The organism is Spirillospora sp. NPDC046719 (genome assembly GCF_040645715.1).
In the GTDB taxonomy this organism is placed as follows: Bacteria; Actinomycetota; Actinomycetes; order Streptosporangiales; family Streptosporangiaceae; genus Spirillospora.
The window spans coordinates 1-19,779 of record NZ_JBEYYT010000075.1 but is presented as its reverse complement, the minus strand read 5'-3'; the positions used below and the strand labels follow the sequence as shown (position 1 = coordinate 19,779).

21 protein-coding genes are annotated in these 19,779 nt (G+C 72.8%); 13 read left to right on the top strand and 8 right to left on the bottom strand.

Translation table 11 applies throughout. From position 1 onward, the window contains the following. Positions 1-21 precede the first annotated feature (21 nt). Positions 22-657, top strand: a complete 636-nt coding sequence (locus ABZ914_RS15855) for a prepilin peptidase (protein WP_387022903.1) — start codon at positions 22-24, stop codon at positions 655-657. Positions 658-663: 6 nt separating this feature from the next. Here ABZ914_RS15855 and ABZ914_RS15850 read toward each other — a convergent pair whose 3' ends face one another. Further along, a complete protein-coding gene (locus ABZ914_RS15850; RefSeq protein ID WP_500193619.1) occupies positions 664-2,142 on the bottom strand; it encodes an LCP family protein in 1,479 nt (492 codons plus the stop codon). 181 nt (positions 2,143-2,323) lie between these two features. Here ABZ914_RS15850 and ABZ914_RS15845 point away from each other — a divergent pair, with 181 nt between their 5' ends. Beyond that, the gene (locus ABZ914_RS15845; RefSeq protein WP_500193618.1) at positions 2,324-3,181 is read left to right on the top strand and encodes a serine/threonine-protein kinase; all 858 of its coding nucleotides are present in this window, start codon (positions 2,324-2,326) and stop codon (positions 3,179-3,181) included. A 72-nt stretch (positions 3,182-3,253) separates the two neighbouring features. On the opposite strand, the gene ABZ914_RS15840 is transcribed toward ABZ914_RS15845, so the two are convergent. After that, positions 3,254-3,829: an OmpA family protein gene (locus tag ABZ914_RS15840; RefSeq protein ID WP_500193617.1), complete on the bottom strand. Its 576-nt coding sequence runs from the start codon at positions 3,827-3,829 to the stop codon at positions 3,254-3,256. Between the two features lie 5 nt (positions 3,830-3,834). Next, the gene (locus ABZ914_RS15835; RefSeq protein WP_500193615.1) at positions 3,835-4,419 is read right to left on the bottom strand and encodes a hypothetical protein; all 585 of its coding nucleotides are present in this window, start codon (positions 4,417-4,419) and stop codon (positions 3,835-3,837) included. Between the two features lie 132 nt (positions 4,420-4,551). Here ABZ914_RS15835 and ABZ914_RS15830 point away from each other — a divergent pair, with 132 nt between their 5' ends. The 6 genes from ABZ914_RS15830 (at position 4,552) to ABZ914_RS15805 (ending at position 11,310) form a co-directional block, all read left to right on the top strand. Next, positions 4,552-5,169 (top strand): hypothetical protein, encoded by a 618-nt coding sequence (locus ABZ914_RS15830; protein ID WP_500193614.1) that lies wholly within the window; start codon positions 4,552-4,554, stop codon positions 5,167-5,169. 345 nt (positions 5,170-5,514) lie between these two features. Then, positions 5,515-6,345, top strand: a complete 831-nt coding sequence (sdhC, locus tag ABZ914_RS15825; RefSeq protein ID WP_500193613.1) for a succinate dehydrogenase subunit SdhC — start codon at positions 5,515-5,517, stop codon at positions 6,343-6,345. 12 nt (positions 6,346-6,357) lie between these two features. Beyond that, complete coding sequence (locus tag ABZ914_RS15820) at positions 6,358-8,427, top strand: fumarate reductase/succinate dehydrogenase flavoprotein subunit (RefSeq protein WP_500193612.1); 2,070 nt, start codon at positions 6,358-6,360, stop codon at positions 8,425-8,427. Continuing rightward, positions 8,424-9,194, top strand: a complete 771-nt coding sequence (locus ABZ914_RS15815) for a succinate dehydrogenase/fumarate reductase iron-sulfur subunit (RefSeq protein ID WP_190865526.1) — start codon at positions 8,424-8,426, stop codon at positions 9,192-9,194. Before ABZ914_RS15820 ends, ABZ914_RS15815 begins: the two co-directional genes overlap by 4 nt. A gap of 361 nt (positions 9,195-9,555) precedes the next feature. Continuing rightward, positions 9,556-10,269: a Crp/Fnr family transcriptional regulator gene (locus ABZ914_RS15810; RefSeq protein WP_500193611.1), complete on the top strand. Its 714-nt coding sequence runs from the start codon at positions 9,556-9,558 to the stop codon at positions 10,267-10,269. 51 nt (positions 10,270-10,320) lie between these two features. Then, on the top strand, positions 10,321-11,310 hold the full coding sequence (locus ABZ914_RS15805) for a LysR family transcriptional regulator (RefSeq protein ID WP_500193610.1): 990 nt from the start codon (positions 10,321-10,323) through the stop codon (positions 11,308-11,310). 45 nt (positions 11,311-11,355) lie between these two features. Here the strand turns inward: ABZ914_RS15805 and ABZ914_RS15800 are convergent, their stop codons facing one another. Then, positions 11,356-11,793 (bottom strand): MarR family winged helix-turn-helix transcriptional regulator, encoded by a 438-nt coding sequence (locus ABZ914_RS15800; protein WP_190865521.1) that lies wholly within the window; start codon positions 11,791-11,793, stop codon positions 11,356-11,358. A gap of 91 nt (positions 11,794-11,884) precedes the next feature. Between ABZ914_RS15800 and ABZ914_RS15795 the strand changes: the two genes are divergently transcribed. The 3 genes from ABZ914_RS15795 to secY all read left to right on the top strand — a co-directional run bounded on the left by ABZ914_RS15795 (position 11,885) and on the right by secY (position 14,356). Then, on the top strand, positions 11,885-12,325 hold the full coding sequence (locus ABZ914_RS15795) for an SgcJ/EcaC family oxidoreductase (protein ID WP_500193609.1): 441 nt from the start codon (positions 11,885-11,887) through the stop codon (positions 12,323-12,325). A gap of 179 nt (positions 12,326-12,504) precedes the next feature. Next, entirely contained in the window at positions 12,505-12,927 is a 423-nt protein-coding gene (locus ABZ914_RS15790; protein ID WP_500193608.1) for a hypothetical protein, read from the top strand. Positions 12,928-13,069: 142 nt separating this feature from the next. Further along, entirely contained in the window at positions 13,070-14,356 is a 1,287-nt protein-coding gene (gene secY, locus ABZ914_RS15785; protein ID WP_500193606.1) for a preprotein translocase subunit SecY, read from the top strand. 99 nt (positions 14,357-14,455) lie between these two features. Here secY and trxA read toward each other — a convergent pair whose 3' ends face one another. The 3 genes from trxA to ABZ914_RS15770 are packed head-to-tail and all read right to left on the bottom strand — an operon-like array spanning position 14,456 to position 15,601. Beyond that, the gene (trxA, locus tag ABZ914_RS15780; protein WP_190865512.1) at positions 14,456-14,770 is read right to left on the bottom strand and encodes a thioredoxin; all 315 of its coding nucleotides are present in this window, start codon (positions 14,768-14,770) and stop codon (positions 14,456-14,458) included. Beyond that, the gene (locus tag ABZ914_RS15775) at positions 14,652-15,146 is read right to left on the bottom strand and encodes a MerR family transcriptional regulator (protein ID WP_500193605.1); all 495 of its coding nucleotides are present in this window, start codon (positions 15,144-15,146) and stop codon (positions 14,652-14,654) included. Before ABZ914_RS15775 ends, trxA begins: the two co-directional genes overlap by 119 nt. Positions 15,147-15,169: 23 nt before the next feature. Beyond that, positions 15,170-15,601 carry a winged helix-turn-helix transcriptional regulator gene (locus ABZ914_RS15770; RefSeq protein ID WP_190865507.1) on the bottom strand — a complete coding sequence of 144 codons (432 nt, stop codon included), beginning with the start codon at positions 15,599-15,601 and terminating at the stop codon, positions 15,170-15,172. A gap of 101 nt (positions 15,602-15,702) precedes the next feature. Between ABZ914_RS15770 and ABZ914_RS15765 the strand changes: the two genes are divergently transcribed. Continuing rightward, on the top strand, positions 15,703-16,623 hold the full coding sequence (locus ABZ914_RS15765) for an NADP-dependent oxidoreductase (protein ID WP_500193604.1): 921 nt from the start codon (positions 15,703-15,705) through the stop codon (positions 16,621-16,623). Here ABZ914_RS15765 and ABZ914_RS15760 read toward each other — a convergent pair. After that, positions 16,577-18,424: a bifunctional copper resistance protein CopD/cytochrome c oxidase assembly protein gene (locus tag ABZ914_RS15760; protein WP_500193603.1), complete on the bottom strand. Its 1,848-nt coding sequence runs from the start codon at positions 18,422-18,424 to the stop codon at positions 16,577-16,579. The genes ABZ914_RS15765 and ABZ914_RS15760 overlap by 47 nt on opposite strands. Before the next feature lie 57 nt (positions 18,425-18,481). Here ABZ914_RS15760 and ABZ914_RS15755 point away from each other — a divergent pair, with 57 nt between their 5' ends. After that, on the top strand, positions 18,482-19,687 hold the full coding sequence (locus ABZ914_RS15755) for an ADP-ribosylglycohydrolase family protein (protein WP_500193602.1): 1,206 nt from the start codon (positions 18,482-18,484) through the stop codon (positions 19,685-19,687). Positions 19,688-19,779 lie beyond the last annotated feature (92 nt).

Here is a 19,779-nt window from a genome sequence, read left to right as displayed (position 1 = left end):
AAGCTCCCTCAGAGTGCCGGAATGGGTCGAGGTGCGATGGTCGCGTTGCTGCTGGTCCCTGCCGGGTTCGCCGCCGGCCTCCTCCTGGCCCCGCTGGCGGCGCCGTTCACCGGCGGCGTCCCGTGGACGCGGCGGACGGCCCTGGGGGTCGTCACGGCGGCCGTCTTCGGGCTGGCGGGGTGGCGGGTCGGGGCGCACGCCGTGCTCGGCGCGCTGCTGTACCTCGCGGCGGTCGGCGCTCTGCTGGCGTTCATCGACGTCGAGGTCAGGCGGCTGCCCGACCGGTTCACGCTGCCCTCCTACGGCGTCGTGGCGGCGCTGCTGGCCGTGGCTGCGCCGTTCACCGGCGGCGGGTGGCGGCATTTCGAGCACGCCCTCATCGGGATGGCGGCGATGTTCGCGCTCTACGCCGTGCAGGCGTTCGCGGTGCCGTCGGGGATCGGGCTGGGGGACGTCAAGCTGTCGGGCGTGCTCGGGCTGTGCCTCGGCTGGTTCGGGGCGCGGGCCTGGGTGACCGGGCTGCTGGCCACCTACCTGCTCGGCGGCGTCATCGCCGTCGGCGTGCTGATCGTCCGGCGGACGCGCAAGGGCGAGTTCCCGTTCGGGCCGTCGATGCTGGTCGGGACGCTGGTCGGGGTGCTCGCGGCCGCCGGGTAGCGGGGCTCACGCGCAGGGGTTCTTCTGTCCGGCCTTGACCCCTCCGGTGATCTTGTTGAGCGTCTGCTGGGCGAAGTGCACGCCGTTCCTGCCGAGGACGAGGCGGACGCCGCCGGCGGGGGCGGAGCCGTCGGCGGTGAGGAGCGCGTCGGGGACGTCGCGGGCCAGCGCGGACGCCTGGGCCTCGGCGGACGGGTTGTAGACCAGCCGGCTCTCGGCGGCGGGCGCGGCCTTCTCCGTCCTCTTCGCGACCTTGAAGCCGCGCTTGCCGAGCTGCTCGACGACCCGCTGGACCGTCGCCTTCGGGGCGCCCGCGGCGACGACGGTGACCCCGACCTTGCCCGGCGCCGGCGGGGCCTGCTCGGCGGGGGCGGGCTTCGCCGGGGCGGCGGGCAGGTCGTTGTCGTGCCGGATCGCGTCGAAGAGCGGCTTGGCCTCCGCCTGGTTCCACTGGACGCGGTTGGGGTCGGGGGCGTAGCCCTCGACCGGGACCGTGACGAACCGGACCTTCCCGGCGTCCATTCCCTTGAGGCCGTCCGCGAGCTTCTTCATGGTCGCGAGGTCGAGGCCGTCGTCGGTCGTCAGCGACCTGGTCGCGGCCTTGAGGAACTTGTAGGTCTTCGCCGGGTCGGTGAGCACCGAGCCGCTGGTGGCCTTGTCGACGACGGCCGCCATGAACTTCTGCTGCCGCTGGATGCGTTCGAGGTCGGAGCCGTTGCCGAGGGAGTAGCGGGCCCGCACGTAGCCGAGGGCCTGGGTGCCCTTGACGGTCTGCCTGCCGGCCTTCAGGTGCAGTTCGGCGCGGGGGTCGTCGACGGGCTTGTCGACGCAGATCTCGACGCCGCCGAGCGCGTCCACCATCCGCTTGAAGCCGGAGAAGTCGACCTGCACGAAGTGGTCGATGTGGATGCCGGTGAGGCTCTCCAGGGTCTTCCAGGTGCAGGTCGGCCCGGCCAGGGAGAACGCGGAGTTCAGCATGCCGAACTGGGCGGGGACGGTGCCACCGCCGTCCTTCTCGCACTGGGGGATCTTCACCATCGAGTCGCGGGGGAAGCTGATGCCGACCGCCTGGTCGCGGTTGGGCGACAGGTGCAGCAGGACCGCGGTGTCGGAGCGGGCGCCGGTGACGCCGTCCGCGGCGTATTTGGCGTTGTCGCCCGCGCGGGTGTCGGACCCGAGCAGCAGGATGTTGAGCGACTTGTTGAGCTTCTTCGGCCGGTTCCCGCCGAGTTGCCCGTCGACGTGCTTCTGGTCGATGCCGCCGACGAGGTCGTGGTAGAGCCAGGCCGCTCCGGCCCCGCCGAGCAGGACGACGCCCGCCGCGCCGATCGCGGTCCAGCGCAGGAACCTGCGGCGGCGCGCCCGCGCCGCCAGGGCCCGCGGCGGGGCGTCGCCGTCGGCGCCGGTGTCGTCGTGGGGCGCGGCGGTGCTGTGGGCGGCGGTGTCCCCCGCGAGGTCTTCGCGGCCGGGGTCTTTGTCGCTCATTCGTCCAGTTTCGGGCGGGCCCTGTCCGGGGCGCGTGGTCTGGGAGGTTCGTCAGTCTAGGCAGGGGGCGGAAGTCACGTACGTCTTCTTGTTGGATGCGCGCTACGCCCGATCTGTTGACGTCTCCGGTCGAATTGTGGCTCGGATCCCTTGCGGCCCCGTTTTCCGTACGATCTCGTCCGTGGACGAGGCGTGGGTGGTCGGCGGCCGGTTCACCATGCTCGACCGGATCGGCGCGGGCGGGACGAGCCGGGTGTGGCGGGCCTATGACCGGGCGGAACGGCGGTACTGCGCGGCGAAGCTCGTGCGGAGCGGGGGCCGGACGCCGGTGCTGCGGGCGATCCGCGAGCAGGCGCTGCGGGTGGCGGACCCGCACGTGGTGACCCCCTACGCGTCGTGCATGGCCGGCGAGGACGTGCTGCTGGCGATGGACCTGGTGAGCGGCGGGTCGCTGGAGACGCTGCTCGGCGACTACGGGCGGCTGCCGCCGGAGTACGCCGCCGAGGTGCTGGACCAGGTGCTGGCCGCGCTGAGCCGCATCCACCGGGCCGGGATCGTCCACCGGGACGTGAAGCCGGCGAACCTGCTGCTGGAGCCGAGCCCGGTCGGGGCGCCGCATGTGCGGCTCGCCGACTTCGGGATCGCGCTCGGCGACGACGGCCTGCGCCTCACCACGACGGGCTTCACGGTCGGCACGCCGGGCTACCTGGCGCCGGAGGTGCTCGACTGGAACCGTCCGGGGCCCCGGCAGGACCTGTACGCGGTGGGCATGGTGGGCTGGCGGATGCTCACCGGCGCGGGCGACCCGGAACCGCGCCAGCGGATCGGCGCGCGGCCCGCGGGCGTGCCGCCGATGCTGTGGACCGTGCTGAGCCACCTGTGCGACCCCGATCCGGCGCGCCGCTTCAAGGACGCGGACGCCGCGCGCCGGGCGCTCGCCCCCCACCGCACGGACCTGCGGTTCCCCGCGCTCACCCTCGACGGGGAGCCGCTGCAGATCTTCGACCATCTCGGCCCGCCGCCTGCCCACCCCCGCTGACCGCGACCGAGCGCCGCGACCGCCGGCGGATCGGGCCGGCGGTCCTCGCCCGCGACCGAGCGCGGGCGAGGGTCACGTCTTGTCGAAGGTGATGTCGACGCGGCGGTTCTTGGCCCGGCCGGACGGGTTGTCCTTGCCGCCCACGAGGTTGGGCGCGATGGGACGCGTCTCGCCGTAGCCCTTGGCCTCGATCCGCAGGGTGGTGCCGCCGAGCGCGCGGGTCAGCTCGGCCTTGACGGCATCGGCCCGCTGCTGCGAGAGATCGAGGTTGTAGGACGGGGAGCCGACCGAGTCGGAGTGGCCGGAGACCTGCACGGTGCCGCGCGCGTCGCGGAGGCGCGGCGCGAGGTCGGCGATGCGGCGGCGGGCGGCGTCGGTGAGCTCGGCCTTGCCGAAGTCGAACAGGACGTCCGCCGAGATGTGCACGGTGACCTGCGAGCCGTTGTCGTCCTCGGTCTCGAGCGGGACGACGGCCCGGGTGAGGTCGATGGCGCGCACCGCACCGGCCGTGCCGATGGTCTTCACGGACGCGGCGATGTTCGCGTCGGGGACGACGGGGTCGGTGTCGGCTCCGGCCTGGCCGGAGACCGAGAGGGAGGCTGCGGCGGCCAGCAGCACGGCGGCCGCGACGGCGATCGTCCGGCGCACGCCGCTCACCTCTCGACGGGGACGTCGCGGAACGCCGGCCACGATCCGAGCTGGACGTCGATGCTCTTCACGTTCTCCGGCGGCGCGGCGAACGTGTGGGTCGTCAGGGTGGCCTGGTCGTTCGGCAGGTTGGTCAGGACGTCGTCGCTCTGGAGGTTCTGGCTGGCGGAGTCGGACACGACGACGTAGCGCTTGAGGTTCACCGCGTCGATCAGCGAGGCGTCCAGGCCGTGCTCCCCGTTGAGCCGGTAGGGGGTCGGGGTGTTGGCGCTGCCGGTGACGTGCGGGGTCCACTGGAGCGTGAGGGTGGCGAGCCGGCCCTTGACCCGCAGGCCCATGACCGCGATGTCGACCTTGGCGCCGGGCGCCATCGGGCTGTCGAAGGTGGCCTTGGCCACCGGCTTGTCGAAGCGGTCGACGAACGCCTTGCCGGCCGCTCCCTGCACCGCGCCGCCGGGGCCGCGGCCGGAGCCGCCGGAGCCGCCGGAGCCGCCGTCCGAGCCGCCGCCGGACGTGGAGCAGCCGGCCAGCACGCCGGCGAGGAGGAGGGCGGCCGCCGCCGTCGCGGCCGGGCGGTGTGACAGGCGCATGTACTGCCCTTTCCGTTTCGTCGCATATGCAAAGATCGCTCCCCGTGGCACCATGGTGGCGAGGCCATGGTGCTCCATTGCGTCTGAGAATCTAGCGTTTGCAACTGTGAAGAGTCAAGGGGGGCGGCGAAAGTGGGCGTTGCCGCGGAGACGGTCGTGCGGAACCGGGCGCTGCAGACCGAGTGGTACGGCGAGCCGCTGGGCGATCGCGTCCGCCGGCTCCTGGACCGCCTCGGCCTCTCGCAGTCGGCGCTCGCCGGCGTCCTCGGCCTGTCCGCGCCGATGCTCTCCCAGCTGATGTCGGCGCAGCGCGCCAAGATCAGCAACCCGGCCGTCCTGCACCGGCTGCTGGCCGCCGAGGAGCTCGCCGCCGATCCCGGCTTCGGCGCGCTGGGCCCGGCGGAGGTCAAGGAGCGGCTGAAGGCGATCAGCGCGGAATCGGCCGCGACGACCTCGGGCCTGCGCGCCGCGGCCTCCGGCCATGTCCCGGCCGGGGCCGCCCCCGCCGAGGGGGCGCCGCAGGGTCTCGGGGTGGCGGACGGCGCGCCCGTCCACGCGGAGCAGCCGGCGCGGCTCGTCCAGGCGCTGCTGCGCGAGGTCGCCTCGGCCGCCGAGATCGAGGCCGCCGCCGCGCTCATCGGCGACCGCTTCCCGGACCTGGCGGAACTGCTCCGCGTGTACGGCAACGGCCGCACGAGCGAGGCCGAGGCCCACTACGCCCGGATCATCCGGGATGCCCGCGGTTACTGAGCGCGTTCACCGGCCGCCCGCGCGCCCCCGGCGGCGTGATGGCCATTCGGTCATGCCCCGGCGCGCTCGTCTCGATTCCCCTGGGCCATAACGACTGGTTATGGGAAGCGGGCGGTGCCGTATCGCCTTTCGGGGCCTAAAGTCTGTGGTCAGGGTCACATGCGGGTCTGGCTGTTATGTATGTCACAGCTCCTGTGGGAAGGCGTAAGGTCGCTTCGCTGGAAGCGCACACGAGGCGTCACCGCGCGCATGCGGGACGGCGCCTCAGGCCGGGCGCGACGGCCGCGCGAGTGCGCTCAGACCGTGGTACGGGGACACGACGACCCGAGCTCAGGAGAGCGATCGATGAGCACTGTGGAGGCGCCGGCCAAGTCGCGCGCCCAGATCAAGGAACGCACGCTCCGCAAGGACAACTGGCGCCTGTATCCGATCACGACGTTCGTGATCTTCACGGCGTGGGTGGTGTACGCGACCGTCAGGGCCTTCTGGGGCGCGGCGTTCTACGTCCCCCAATACCACTACCTGACGCCGTTCTACTCGCCCTGCCTGAACGACATCTGCAACAACGTCACCGTCAACGGCCACACCGGCGACGCCGCCGAGTTCGGCACCTTCCTGCCGGCCGGCACGAGGGGCTTCATCCCCTTCGCCATCATCACGCTGCCGTTCCTGCTGCTGTTCCGGCTGACCTGCTACTACTACCGCAAGGCCTACTACCGCTCGTTCTGGGCGTCGCCGCAGGCCTGCGCGGTGCGCGAGCCGCACGGCAAGTACACGGGCGAGCGCCGCTTCCCCCTCATCGGCCAGAACCTGCACCGCTACTTCTGGATGGCCGCGTTCCTCATCTCCGTCATCAACACCTGGGACGCGATCCGCGCCTTCCACGGCAAGGACGGCGGGTTCGGCATCGGGCTCGGCACCGTCATCCTGGTCGCGAACGTGGTGCTGCTGTGGCTGTACACGCTGTCGTGCCACTCGTGCCGGCACATCGTCGGCGGGCGGCTGAAGAACTTCTCCAAGCATCCCCTCCGGTACCGCATGTGGGGCTGGGTCTCCAAGATCAACCAGAACCACGGGACCTACGCCCTGATCACGCTCGGCTCGCTGGTGGTGGCCGACGCCTACGTCGCGTTCGTGGCCGGCGGCGTCTTCTCCGACCCCCGCATCTTCAACTGAGGCCAAAGGATCATGACTGAGATCGAGAGGCACGCCTACGACGTCGTGGTGATCGGTGCCGGCGGCGCCGGGCTGCGGGCGGCGATCGAGGCCCGCCTCCAGGGCAAGAAGACCGCGATCATCTCCAAGTCGCTGTTCGGCAAGGCGCACACGGTGATGGCGGAGGGCGGCGCCGCCGCCGCGATGGGGAACGTCAACCCCAACGACAACTGGCAGGTGCACTTCCGCGACACCATGCGCGGCGGCAAGTTCATGAACAGCTGGCGGATGGCCGAGCTGCACGCCAAGGAGGCGCCCGAGCGCATCTGGGAGCTGGAGCACTGGGGCGCGCTGTTCGACCGCACCAAGGACGGCAAGATCAGCCAGCGGAACTTCGGCGGGCACGAGTACCCGCGGCTGGCGCACGTCGGCGACCGGACGGGCCTGGAGCTGATCCGCACCGCGCAGCAGAAGATCGTCGCGCTGCAGCAGGAGGACCACGCCGAGCACGGCGACTACGAGGCCCGGCTCAAGGTGTGGGCCGAGACGACCGTGACGCGGCTGCTCAAGGACGGCGACCGGATCTGCGGCGCGTTCGCCTACGTCCGCGAGACCGGGAAGTTCGTGGTGTTCGAGGCGCCCACGGTGGTGCTGGCGACCGGCGGCATCGGCAAGGCGTTCAAGGTCACCTCGAACTCCTGGGAGTACACCGGCGACGGGCACGCGCTGGCGCTGCTCGCCGGCGCGACGCTGCTGAACATGGAGTTCGTGCAGTTCCACCCGACCGGCATGGTCTGGCCGCCCTCGGTGAAGGGCATCCTCGTCACCGAGTCGGTGCGCGGCGACCGCGGCGTCCTCAAGAACTCCGAGGGCCGGCGGTTCATGTTCGACTACGTCCCCGAGGTCTTCAAGAACCAGTACGCCACCACCGAGGAGGAGGGCGACCGCTGGTACGACGACCCCGACAACAACAAGCGGCCGCCGGAGCTGCTGCCGCGCGACGAGGTGGCCCGCGCCATCAACTCCGAGGTGAAGGCCGGCCGGGGATCGCCGCACGGCGGCGTGTTCCTCACCGTCGTCGACCGGATGCCGGGCGGCGCCGCGGAGATCGTCCGGCGGCTGCCGTCGATGCACCACCAGTTCAAGGAGCTGGCGGACGTCGACATCACCAAGGAGCCGATGGAGGTCGGCCCGACCTGCCACTACGTGATGGGCGGCGTCGAGGTCGACCCGGACACCGGCGCGGCGAAGGTGCCGGGGCTGTTCGCGGCCGGCGAGGTCTCGGGCGGCATGCACGGCTCGAACCGGCTCGGCGGCAACTCCCTATCCGACCTGCTGGTCTTCGGCCGCCGGGCCGGGCTCGGCGCGTCGGAGTACATCGACGCCCTGCCCGAGCGTCCGAGCGTCCCGGAGTCGGAGGTCGAGGCGGCGGTCGCGGAGGCGCTCGCGCCGTTCGAGCGGGAGGACGGCGAGAACCCCTACGCCGTCCACGCCGAACTGCAGCAGACGATGAACGACCTGGTCGGCATCATCCGCAAGGAGGCGGAGCTGCAGCAGGCGATCGAGGCGCTCGGCAAGCTCCGCGAGCGGGTCGCCAACGTCGGCGTCACGCCGGTCGCGGTGGGCGACGACGGGCGCGGCTACCACCCGGGCTGGCACCTGTCGCTGGACCTGCGGAACATGATGCTGGTGTCGGAGGCGGTCGCGAAGGCGGCGCTGGAGCGGCAGGAGAGCCGCGGCGGGCACACCCGCGACGACTACCCGCAGATGTCGGCGGAGTGGCGGAAGGTGAACCTGGTCTGCAGCCTCGCCGGCGACCCGTCGTCCCCGCACGTCGAGCTGACGCGCCAGCCGATGGTGCCGATGCGCGAGGACCTGCTGGGGCTGTTCGAGACCGACGAGCTGAAGAAGTACCTCACGGCCGAGGAGCTGCCGGCCGACGTGGCCGCCGAGCCGGTGTCGCCGGAGGCGTCGGCCGAGGCGTCCGAGGGCGCGGCGGCGTCCGAGGGGGCGCCCTCCGCGGACGCGGTCGCGAAGACGGACGAGGAGACCGATGCGACCGCCGCGGGCGCCGCTGGGGACGACGAGGAGGGCGAGCAGTGAGCTACGAGGCCAAGTTCAAGGTCTGGCGCGGCGACGACGGTGCGGGCGAGCTGACGGACTACACGGTCGAGGTGAACGAGGGCGAGGTCGTCCTCGACATCATCCACCGCCTGCAGGCCACGCAGGCGCCCGACCTCGCCGTCCGGTGGAACTGCAAGGCCGGCAAGTGCGGCTCGTGCTCGGCGGAGATCAACGGCATGCCGCGGCTGATGTGCATGACGCGGATGTCCACCTTCACCGAGGACGAGACGATCACCGTCACCCCGATCCGGACGTTCCCCGTGATCCGCGACCTCGTGACGGACGTGTCGTTCAACTACGAGAAGGCGCGGCAGATCCCCTCGTTCGACCCGGGCGAGGTGAAGCCGGGCGAGTTCCGGATGCAGCAGGAGGACGTCGAGCGCTCGCAGGAGTTCCGCAAGTGCATCGAGTGCTACCTGTGCCAGAACGTCTGCCACGTGATCCGCGACCACGAGGAGAACAAGCCCGAGTTCGCCGGGCCGCGGTTCCTCATGCGGATCGCGGAGCTGGAGATGCACCCGGCCGACCAGGCGGACCGGCGTGAGATCGCGGCGAAGGACCACGGCCTCGGGTTCTGCAACATCACCAAGTGCTGCACCGAGGTGTGCCCCGAGCACATCAAGATCACCGACAACGCGCTGATCCCGATGAAGGAGCGGGTCGTCGGCCGCAAGTACGACCCGGTCGTGTGGCTCGGCACCAAGCTCGGCATCGTCAAGAAGGGGCAGGACACCCCGTCCGCCTGACCGGTGGACGGCGCCCGGGACGGCGGGCGGCGACGGCGGGCGGCGATGCCCCCGGACCGCCGCCCGCCGTTCCGCCGTTCCCCATGAACGCCGTGCTTCCATGAAGGCCGTGCGCCCCCGTGAACGCCGTGCCCATGAACGCCGTGCCTCCATGAACGCCGTGCTCGCCGCCGGGGGCACGGCGCCCCTGTCCACCGTGCCTCCGCGCAAGCCGGGCGCGGGCGACCGCCGGCCGCACACGCCGCGATCAACCCTGGCGCCCGCCCGTCCCGCTGAATAGGGAAGAGTGCACACAACGCGTGACAAATTCGTGATTATCCCCCGGGACTCGCGCCGCCGGGTTCCCCTTAGCGTGGTGGGCATGAGCCCCCTCGAACCGGGTTCGTTCCTTGCCGAGCTGACCCCGGAGGAACGCGGCGACCTGGAATCCCGCGGCCGCGTCCGCGACTTCGCCCGGGGGGACACGCTGTTCGTCGAGGGGGACCGGTCCAGCTGGGTGGCGGTCCTGCTGAGCGGGCGGGTCAAGGCGTTCTCCTACCGCGAGCACGGCGGCGAGGCGCTGCTCGCGGTGCGCGGCCCGGGCGCGCTGCTCGGGGAGGTCGCCGCGATCGACGGGCTGCCCCGCTCCGCCACCGTCGCCGCGCTGGAGCCGGCGCGCGCGCTGGCCGTCACGGCCGAGGAGTTCATGGCGTTCCTCCAGGCGCACGGCCGCGTGTCCATCATCATCATGCGGATGCTGTGCCAGCGCTGGCGCGACGCGGACCGCAAGCGCGTCGAGTTCGGCATGTTCGACGCGACGGGCCGGGTGGCGCAGCGCCTCGTCGAGCTGGCGGAGCGGTTCGGGCAGCCCTACGAGGGCCGCGCGGGCGCGGGCGGGCGGGCCGGCGGGCAGAGCGGGCAGAGCGTCCGGATCACGCTGAACCTGTCCCAGGAGGAACTGGCCGGGTGGGTCGGCGCGTCGCGGGAGGCGGTCAGCAAGGCACTGCGGACGCTGCGGCGGCACGGCTGGATCGAGACGGGCCGGCGCCGGCTGATCGTCCACGACCTCCAGGCCCTGCGCCGGCACGCGCGCTAACGGCCCAGGCGGTCGCGGGCGGCGCCGGGGCAGGCCCGTACTCTGTGCAGGATGCAGTTACAGCAGCTCGCCTACTTCGTCGCGGTCGCGGAGGTTCGCCATTTCACGCAGGCCGCGGAGCTCCTGCGGGTGGCGCAGCCGTCGCTGTCCAAGCAGATCCGCGCGCTGGAGACCGAGCTGAACGCGCCCCTCTTCTCTCGCGCGCGCGGGAACATCACCCTGACGCCCGCCGGGGAGGCGCTGCTGCCGCTGGCCAAGCGCATCCTGGCCGACGTGGACACGGCGCGGCTGGAGGTGCAGGAGCTGACCGGGCTGCGTCGCGGTCGGGTGCGGCTGGGCGCCACGCCGTCGCTGTGCGCGGGGCTCCTCGCGGACGTGCTGCGCCGCTTCCATGACGCCTATCCCGGCATCCAGCTTCTGGTGGAGGAGGGCGGGTCGCGGGACCTGGTGAAGGAGCTGACCCGCGGCTCGCTCGACCTGGCCCTGGTCATCCTGCCGCTGCACGGCGACCCGCCGCTGGACACCAGCCCGATACTGCGCGAGTACCTGGTGGTGGCCTCCCCGGTGGGCACCGACGACGGCGACGCCAGGGCGGTGCAGATGCCGCGCCGCTCCTACCTCCGCATCGAGGACCTGCGCAACCGTCCGCTGGTGATGTTCCGGTCGGGCTACGACCTGCGCGAGGCGACGATCAGCGCGTGCCGCGCGGCCGGGTTCGAGCCGCGGTTCGCCGTCGAGGGCGGCGAGATGGACGCCGTCCTGCGGTTCGTCGAGGCGGGCCTCGGGGTCGCGGTCGTCCCGAGCATGGTCCTCGCGGGACGTCCGGGCCTGCGCGGGACGCCGCTCGTCCTGGCCGACGAGGAGGCCCGGCGCGGCCACCACGGGCCCGGCCTCCTCCGCACGATCGCGCTGGCGCACCGCAAGGACGTCGACCTGACGCACGCGGCCCGCGCCTTCCAGGACCTCCTGATGACGTTCCTCGTGGAGGCGGGCGCGGCGGGCGACCTTCCCGCCGGCGTGGAGAGCCTCGTCCGCGACTGATCCGGCCGCCGGCGGGACGGTAGACGCAGGTCGTCGGCGGGCGGGTCAGCGCAGGTCGTCGGCGGCCTCGCGGTAGGCGTCGGCGGCGCGCCGGAAGTAGTCGAAGAGGACCGCGCGCTGCTCGGGCGCGTACCCGCCGATGATCTCGCCGATCCGCCGGCGGGCGGGCGCGAGGACGCGGTCCAGGTCCGCGGGTTCGCCGACGGGCTCCACGATCACCTTGCGGCGGTCGCCGGGGACGGGGACGCGCCGGACGTACCCGGCCTCCTCCAGCCGGTCGATCAGCCGGGTCGTCGGCCCCGTCGTCAGCCCGGTCCGCGCGGACAGCTCGCCCGGTGTCATGGCCCCGGCGAGGTCGAGGATGTTCAGCGCGTACAGGTCGGTGGCGCCGAGCCCGCAGGCGCGGGCGCCGGCGTGCCCGTGCAGCATGACGGCGCTGAGGTAGCGCCGGTAGGTCTCCGATTCCGGCTCGGGCGTTGACATGCGGCCTCCCGCTGCTTAATCTCTTCCTCAACGAAGAGAAATCTTCAAAGCAGAAACTTCTAGAGAGAAGCTATCACGGGAGGGCTCCGCCATGACCGACACCGACGCGATCCGCGCCCTGTTCGAGCAGCTCACCGACGCCTGGGACCGCGGCGACGGCGCCGCCTACGGCGCCTGCTTCACCGCCGACGCCACCTACATCACCTACGTCGGCACCCTCTACCGCGGCGCCGAGGAGATCGGCACCGCGCACCAGGCGCTCTTCGACAGCTTCCTGAAGGGCACGAAGCTCGCCTGCGAGATCGTCGACATCCGCATGACGACGCCCGGCAGCGCCGTGGTCATCACCCGGGGCGACACGTACAAGAAGGCCCCCGGGAAGCTGAAGAAGCTCCAGACGAACACCGCCGTCCGCGGCGCCGACGGCCGGTGGCGGCTCGCGGCCTTCCAGAACACCTTGCACAAGTCCCTGATGGAGGCCGTCTCCTTCAAGTTCCAGCCCGCCACGAAGCCCGCCGCTGAGCTCGTCTAGAACCCCGCCGCCGAGCTCGCGTAGAAGCCCACCGCCGAGCTCGCCGAGAAACCCCGCCGCGGATACCGCGGCGGACCCCGCCGCATGACCCGGGAACCGGTGATCCGGTTCGGCGCACCGGCCGGCGGCGGCGTTGTACGGTTGCGGGACGGGCGGCGGGGCGGCGAGGGGAGGCCGGTGTGGAGCACCGCACCTCCCGGCAGCGGCGCCTGGTGATGCTGCTGGCGGGCTTCTTCGGCTTCGCCATGACGGCCACCCTGTCCGTCGTCCCGAACGCGGCGGCCGTCGAGATCGTCCGGATCGGGACGGCGGCGGCCGCGAGCGGCACGGGCTCGCGGGGCCTCGCGGCCTCGCCCGTCCGGGACCGCCGCTCCACGCCCGCCTGGCCGCGGTTCTCCGCGGCGGACGTCCACCTGTGGAAGCGCCTCGGGTTCGTCTCCGGCGAGAAGCCGGGACAGCACGCGGCCCTGCCGTCGGCCGCTCCCGATCTGGCGCTGCAGCGGGTCCGTGTCGCGGCCGCCCGGTCGCGCACGGTCGTCCCGGCGTCCGTCCGCACCGGCACCGTCCAGGTGCGCGGGCCTCCACTCCGCACGGGTTCCTGACGCTCACCAGTCACCGGCCGCAGTAGTCCTGCGGACGCTGCGGCGTACCCGTACGGAGGCCAGTCATCTTCCGCTTCGCCATGCGGCGAGCGCGCCATGCGCTCGCCCGGTTCACACTGCCCGCGCACCGGCCGGACGCGGCGTGCTGACCGCGCTCGCCCGCGCGTTCCGGACCCCGGAACTGCGCAAGAAACTGCTGTTCACCCTGTTCATCGTCCTCGTGTTCCGGCTGGGGCAGAACCTGCCGCTGCCGAACGTGGACGTGACCGCGCTGAAGTCCGCCGCCGACGCCGCGAAGAAGAGCGACCGGCTGTACGGGCTGCTCGACCTGTTCAGCGGCGGCGCGCTGCTGAAACTGTCGGTCTTCGCGCTCGGCATCTACCCCTACATCACCGCGAGCATCGTCCTGCAGCTGCTGACGGTGGTCGTCCCGAAGCTGGAGGCGCTGAAGAAGGAGGGCCAGTCCGGCACCACGAAGATCACGCAGTACACCCGCTACCTCACCGTCGCGCTGGCGATCCTGCAGGGCGCGAGCGTCGTGGCGATGACGTCCGCCGGGCAGCTCTTCCGGGGCTCGGACGGCATCCTGCACGACAAGGGGGTCTTCCCGATCGCCACGATGGTCGTGTGCATGGTCGCCGGGACGGCCGTCACGATGTGGCTGGGCGAGCTCGTCACCGAGCGGGGCGTCGGCAACGGGATGTCGGTCCTGATCTTCACGCAGGTGGTGGCCGTCTTCCCCGGCCAGCTCTGGGGCATCTACAAGGCGAAGGGCGGGTTCGTCTTCGCCCTCGTCGTCATCGTCGGGCTGGCGATCATGGCCGGCGTCGTCTTCGTCGAGCAGGCGCAGCGGCGCGTCCCGGTGCAGTACGCCAAGCGGATGGTCGGCCGCCGCGTCTACGGCGGCACCTCGACCTACCTCCCGCTCAAGGTCAACCAGGCGGGGATCATCCCCGTCATCTTCGCGTCGTCGCTGCTGTACCTGCCGGTGCTGGCCACCCGGCTGTGGCCGGACGCGGGGTGGCTGCGGCGGGTCCAGCCCTATCTCGACCAGGCGAACCCGTGGCACATGAGCGCGTTCTTCGCGCTCATCGTGTTCTTCACCTACTTCTACGTGGCGATCACCTTCAACCCGGTGGAGGTCGCCGGCAACATGCAGAAGTACGGCGGCTTCGTGCCCGGCATCCGGCCGGGACGCCCGACCGCCGAGTACCTCGACCACGTCCTGACCCGCGTGACCGCGCCCGGCTCGCTCTACCTGGGGCTCGTCGCGCTCATCCCGATGGCGGCGCTGGCGCTCCTGGACGTCGGGGACCAGTTCCCCTTCGGCGGGACGACGATCCTCATCGCGGTCGGGGTCGCCCTGGACACCGTCAAGCAGATCGAGAGCCGGCTCCAGCAGCACAACTACGAAGGGTTCCTCACCTGACCGCGAGCCGCCTCGCGGGGCTCCGCGTGAGCCGCCGCGCGATCCGCCGCCGGGACGCGCCGTCCCGGCGGCGGGCCGCGCGGCCGCCGGACCGGTGGGTCACAGGTGCGGGGAGAGGGCGGCGAGGAGGTGGCGCTTGGGCTTGGCGCCGACCATCTGGTGGACGACCTCGCCGTCCTTGTAGAGGGTCAGCGTGGGGAAGCCGAGGACGCCGTACCGGGCGGCGATGTCGGGGTTCTCGTCGCCGTTGAGCGAGGCGATGGTGAGCCGGTCGCCGAGTTCGGCGTCGAGCTGCTCAAGGATCGGCGCGATCATCTTGCACGGCGGGCACCAGTCGGCCCAGAAGTCGACCAGGACCGGGCCCGGTGCGTTCAGCACCCGCTCGTCGAAGGTCGCGCTGGTCACCGTGATCATTCGTCGCCTCCTGGGGGACGGTGCACCCGGGGCAGGCCCGGGCGAGTTGGGCGGCCACGTCGGCACGGCGCCGGACGAGGGTGCGGATCTCGGCGTCGATCTCGGCGAGCTTGCGCTGGTAGACCGCGACCGGCTCGGGGCACGCGTCACCGGTCGCGTGGCCGGAGTGCAGGCAGTCCACGAACGGGCGGGTCTCCTCCAGCGTGAACCCCGCCGCGAGCAGCGAGCGGATCTGCGCGACGAGCCGCAGGTCCGACTCGTCGTACTGGCGGTACCCGTTGGGCGCGCGGCGCGCGGTGATCAGCCCCTGCTGCTCGTAGAAGCGCAGCGTGCGGGTGCTGACGCCGGCGCGTTCGGCCAGCTCGCCGATCAGCATCGGAGACCCTCCTTCGGTGGCCGTCAGCGACCGTACGCCTTGACGTGCGCGTCAAGGTCAAGCGGCGCGGGCTCGGGACGGGCGTCGAAGGACTCCCGGGCGGTGAGGACGTCGGGCGCGTGGGTCAGGGCCCAGTCGGCGATGGCGCCGGTCAGGTGGCCGACCTCGGCGCCGAGCGGAGTGAGGCCGTACTCGACGCGCGGCGGGACGGTCGGGTAGACGGTGCGGCTGACCAGGCCGTCGCGTTCGAGGGCGCGCAGGGTCCGGGTGAGCATCTTCTGGGTGATGCCGTCGAGCGTGCGGCGCAGCTCGTTGAAGCGCATCGGCCCGTCGGCGCGGCGCAGGGCGGCGAGCACGTAGAGCGTCCACTTGTTGGCGAGGACCTCGATGACCGTGCGGGACGGGCAGTCGTGGCGGTAGACGAGGGGCCGGCGGTCGTGCGAGGCGGTATCCATAAGGTACCTGGATATCAAACAGGTGCCTTCTTCACAACGGATACCGTTCTCCTCCAGCATGGACGCCGTGCGGTCGGGTGACCGCGGAAAGGGTGCCGGAGATGCGTGCTGTGCGGCAGCGGACGTGGGGCGGTCCGGACGTGCTGGAGGTCGCCGAGGTCGCGCGACCGGACGCGGGACCGGGCGAGGTGCTGGTCAGGGTAGCGGCGGCCGGGGTGAACCCGGCGGACTGGAAGATCCGCTCGGGCGCCGTGCGGAGGTTCGGGGAGCCGCCGTTCACGCTCGGGCTGGACGTCGCGGGCGTGGTCGAGGCCGTCGGCGGCGGCGTGGCCGCGTTCCGGCCGGGCGACGCGGTGTTCGGCAACGCGCTGCCGCCGAACGGGGCGTACGCGGAGTTCGTCGCGGTTCCGCAGGAGCGGCTCGCGCACGTCCCGGACGGGCTGGACCTCGTGCACGCCGCGGCGCTGCCGACCGCCGTGCTGACGGCGTGGCAGCCGCTCGTCCGGGTCGCGGGGGTGGGCGCGGGGCAGCGGGTGCTGGTGCACGCGGCGGCGGGCGGGGTCGGGCACCTGGCCGTGCAGATCGCCAAGGCGCGCGGCGCGCACGTGACGGGCACGGCACGGGCCGCCAAGCATGCGTTCCTGCGCGGGCTGGGCGCCGACGAGCTGGTCGACTACACGGCGGACGACTTCGCCGCGACCGTCCGGGACGTCGACGTGGTCCTGGACCCGATCGCCGGCGACTACGGGCCCCGGTCGCTGCGGACGCTGAAGCCCGGCGGGCTGCTCGTCGACGTGCGCGGCACCGGCCCCGACCGGACGGAGGTGCGGCGGCTGGCGGACGAGCGGGGCCTGCGGTTCGTGGAGTTCGGCTTCACCCCGTCCGGCGCGGACCTGGCCGACGCCGTCCGCGGCGGGGTGCGGGCCGTGGTCGACGAGGTGCTGCCGCTGGACGAGGCGGCGAAGGCGCACGGGCTCAGCGAGACGGGGCGGGTGGCGGGGAAGATCGTCCTCGTCGTGTGAGCCGGACCCGTGCCGCGGGGCGGAGCCGTGCCGCGGGGCGGAGCCGTGCCGCGGGGCGGAGCCGCCGGACGAGGTGGAACAGCGCGGCGGGCGCGGCGGCGGCGCAGAGGAGCGCGGCGCCCGCGTGCTGGTCGTCCAGGGGAGCGGCGCCCCAGCGGCGTCCGAGACCTTCGTACCAGCCGCCGCCGAGGACGGTCCCGTCCAGCATGAGGACGATCCCGGCCGCGACCAGCAGCAGCGGCAGGACGAGCGGCACGCGCGCGCCGCTGAAGAACGCGAGGCCGATGCCGAGGAAGCAGGCCATGGCCAGCGAGTGCAGCGCATGGTTGGCGAGCGATGCACCGAACAGAGGCGAGACGTAATACGCATAGAGGCTCAGCAGGAACAGCGCTGAGGACACAACCGGCTCCTTGAGGAACCGCACGCCCCGGCTGTCGAGGACGGCGGCGAGCAGCGAGCCCGCAGGTACGAGCCGTGAGGGACGTCCATACAGGAGCAGTATGGGGGTGACCACTCCGACCAGTACGTGCTGCAAGGCGTGGGCGCTGAACAGGACCATGCTGTAACGAGCGATGCCGCTGCCCATGGCGAACAGCAGGACGCTCAATCCCGCTGCCCACGCCACGCTACGGCGAACAGGCCAGCTCCCCGCATGCAACACCCCGAACCCGTACAGGACGGCCCCGGTGAGAACGAGCACCAGGAACAACGGGTCGATCCACCAGTGCGTCAGGTACGCGCCGACGCCGGAGGGACCGGGCAGCGGGAAGCCGAGCCGCAGGGCGACCGCGTCGATGGTGCCGGGCGAGACCTCGGGCGGCGGGGTCCGCGACAGGCCGGTCGCCAGCGCCATCGTCGCGGCCATCGCCACGATCTCCGCCGACCCGAGCCGGACGAACGGCCGGGGCGCCGACGCCAGTACCGGGATCGTGGCGCGGCGGTGCCACCAGCCCATCGCGCCGAGGGCGACGAGCGCGGCGGCCTTCGCCGCCACCAGCGCGCCGTAGCGCGACCCGAGGTGCGGTCCGCCGAGCCGGATCCACGCGTTCACCGCGCCGCTCACCCCGACGACGGTGAACGCGACCAGCGCGAGCCCGCTGTACCGCTCCACGACGCCGGGCAGCCGGTCCCGGATCTCCGGCGCGAGGAGGACGAGCGCCACGAGCCCGCCGATCCACAGCGACGCGCCCGCGATGTGGGCGGCGAGGCTGTAGACGGCGAGGGCGTGGTGGGATCCGGTCGCGGCGTGGCCGGTGAACAGCGGCGGCATGAGCCCGGCGAGCGCGCCGAGCAGCAGGTATCCGGCCGCGCCGGGGGCGGCGCGCAGCCGGGCCGCCCACCAGAGCGCGGCGGCGGCCGCGAAGACGAGGACCAGTGCCCGGCCCTGCGGCAGGTCGAGGAGGAACGTCCGCAGCATGTCGCCGCTGATCCCGGTGAGCCCGATCCCGAACAGGTCGGACACGCTGAACGCCGCGAGCGCGAGCGTGCACAGCGCCCAGGCCAGCGCGCTCAGCGACGCGGCCCGCAGGCACCGGCGCGCGGTGTCCGTCGCCGGGACGTACACGGCGGCGGCGAGCAGCCAGCCGACCGTCGCGGTGGATGCGGCGTTCACGCCCAGCCTGGCGACGGTGAGGCCGGTCTCGGTCAGCGCGCCGGCCTCCGACAGCCCGGGCGCGGCGGCGGCTCCGAGCGACCCTCCGAGCCGTATGACCAGCGCGAGGACGAGCAGGGACGCCGCGAGCGCCGCCGTCAGGAGGACGGGCCGGTCGATCCCGGGCGCCTGCCGCGGTTGCGTTGCCACGGCGGGAGATACGCGCGGACCGGGGCGGAAGGTTCACCGCGCACTAAAGTGTCCGCCATGCCGCCGCCGTCCGTGCCGCCGCCACCCCCTTCCTCCCCGCCGCCACCCCCTGCCTCCCCGCCCCCGTCCTTCTCCCCGCCTCCGCCGCCGCGCTTCCCGGCGCACCCCGACCCGGACCGGCTGCACGGGTGCCTGCTCGGCGGCGCGATCGGCGACGCGCTCGGCGCGCCCGTCGAGGGGCTGACGCTCGACCGGATCCGGGCGCGGCACGGCCCGGACGGGGTGACCGGCTTCGTCGACGAGCGCTTCGGCGCCGGCGCGATCACCGACGACACGCAGCTGACGATGTTCACCGCGAACGCGCTGGTCGAGAACTTCCTGCGGGCCCGCGAGCGCGGGATCGGCGGCGCCACGATGGGCATGCTCCAGGAGTCGTACCTGAGGTGGCTGAAAGGCCAAGGGGAGGTGTTCCCCGACCAGGGGATGGGCGGTATCTGGCGGTTCCCGCAGCCGGAGCACGCGCTGATGGCGCGCCGCGGGCCGGGCCGCAGCACCATCTCCGCCCTGCTGAAGGCGGCGGCACGGCAGCGGTCCGGCTCGCCGCTCGGGACGGTCGACGAGCCCATCAACGACTCGAAGGGCTGCGGCGGCGTGATGCGGGCGGCGCCCTGCGGCTTCCCGCCGTGGGGAGGGGGTGCCGAGAGCGCGTTCCGCATCGGCCGGGACGCGGCGGCGCTCACCCACGGCCATCCCAGCGGCCACCTCCCGGCGGGCGTCCTCGCCGCGACGGTGTGGGTGCTGGTGCGCGGCGGCGGCCTGCCGGAGGCCCTCGACATCGCCCGCGAGCAGCTCGAGACGCAGGACGGGCACGGCGAGACGTCCGCGGCCCTCGACGCCGCCGTGGACCTGGCCCGGCGCGGCGGACCGCCGTCGCCCGAGCGGCTGGAGACGCTCGGCGCGGGCTGGACGGGGGAGGAGGCGCTCGCCATCGCCGTCTACGCCGCCCTCGTCCCGATGCCGTCCGAAGGCGAGGCGGCCCGCCGGCTGCTGCTCGCCGTGAACCACTCGGGCGACAGCGACTCCACCGGCGCGATCTGCGGCGATCTCGTCGGCGCGATGCACGGCACCGGGGCACTCCCGGCCCGCTGGCGGGCGGACGTGGAGGTCGCCGCGGGGATCGAGACGCTGGCCGGAGCCTGCGCCGACGAGTTCGGGCCGGCCCCGCCCGTCGACGCCACGGGATACCCGACGAGGAGAAGATGAGCGCCAACGACGGTGGCAACACCTACCTGGAGAAGGTCGTCGCCCAGCAGGCCGTCCTGGAGGACGGGCTGAGGTCGCGCCGCACTGCCCCG

Coding starts and splice junctions, on each gene's coding strand:
- ABZ914_RS15855 (WP_387022903.1), top strand. CDS start 22: ATGGGTCGAGGTGCGATGGTCGCGTTGCTGCTGGTCCCTGCCGGGTTC.
- ABZ914_RS15850 (WP_500193619.1), bottom strand. CDS start 2,142: ATGAGCGACAAAGACCCCGGCCGCGAAGACCTCGCGGGGGACACCGCC.
- ABZ914_RS15835 (WP_500193615.1), bottom strand. CDS start 4,419: ATGCGCCTGTCACACCGCCCGGCCGCGACGGCGGCGGCCGCCCTCCTC.
- sdhC (WP_500193613.1), top strand. CDS start 5,515: ATGAGCACTGTGGAGGCGCCGGCCAAGTCGCGCGCCCAGATCAAGGAA.
- ABZ914_RS15820 (WP_500193612.1), top strand. CDS start 6,358: ATGACTGAGATCGAGAGGCACGCCTACGACGTCGTGGTGATCGGTGCC.
- ABZ914_RS15810 (WP_500193611.1), top strand. CDS start 9,556: ATGAGCCCCCTCGAACCGGGTTCGTTCCTTGCCGAGCTGACCCCGGAG.
- ABZ914_RS15805 (WP_500193610.1), top strand. CDS start 10,321: ATGCAGTTACAGCAGCTCGCCTACTTCGTCGCGGTCGCGGAGGTTCGC.
- ABZ914_RS15800 (WP_190865521.1), bottom strand. CDS start 11,793: ATGTCAACGCCCGAGCCGGAATCGGAGACCTACCGGCGCTACCTCAGC.
- ABZ914_RS15795 (WP_500193609.1), top strand. CDS start 11,885: ATGACCGACACCGACGCGATCCGCGCCCTGTTCGAGCAGCTCACCGAC.
- trxA (WP_190865512.1), bottom strand. CDS start 14,770: ATGATCACGGTGACCAGCGCGACCTTCGACGAGCGGGTGCTGAACGCA.
- ABZ914_RS15775 (WP_500193605.1), bottom strand. CDS start 15,146: ATGCTGATCGGCGAGCTGGCCGAACGCGCCGGCGTCAGCACCCGCACG.
- ABZ914_RS15770 (WP_190865507.1), bottom strand. CDS start 15,601: ATGGATACCGCCTCGCACGACCGCCGGCCCCTCGTCTACCGCCACGAC.
- ABZ914_RS15765 (WP_500193604.1), top strand. CDS start 15,703: ATGCGTGCTGTGCGGCAGCGGACGTGGGGCGGTCCGGACGTGCTGGAG.
- ABZ914_RS15755 (WP_500193602.1), top strand. CDS start 18,482: ATGCCGCCGCCGTCCGTGCCGCCGCCACCCCCTTCCTCCCCGCCGCCA.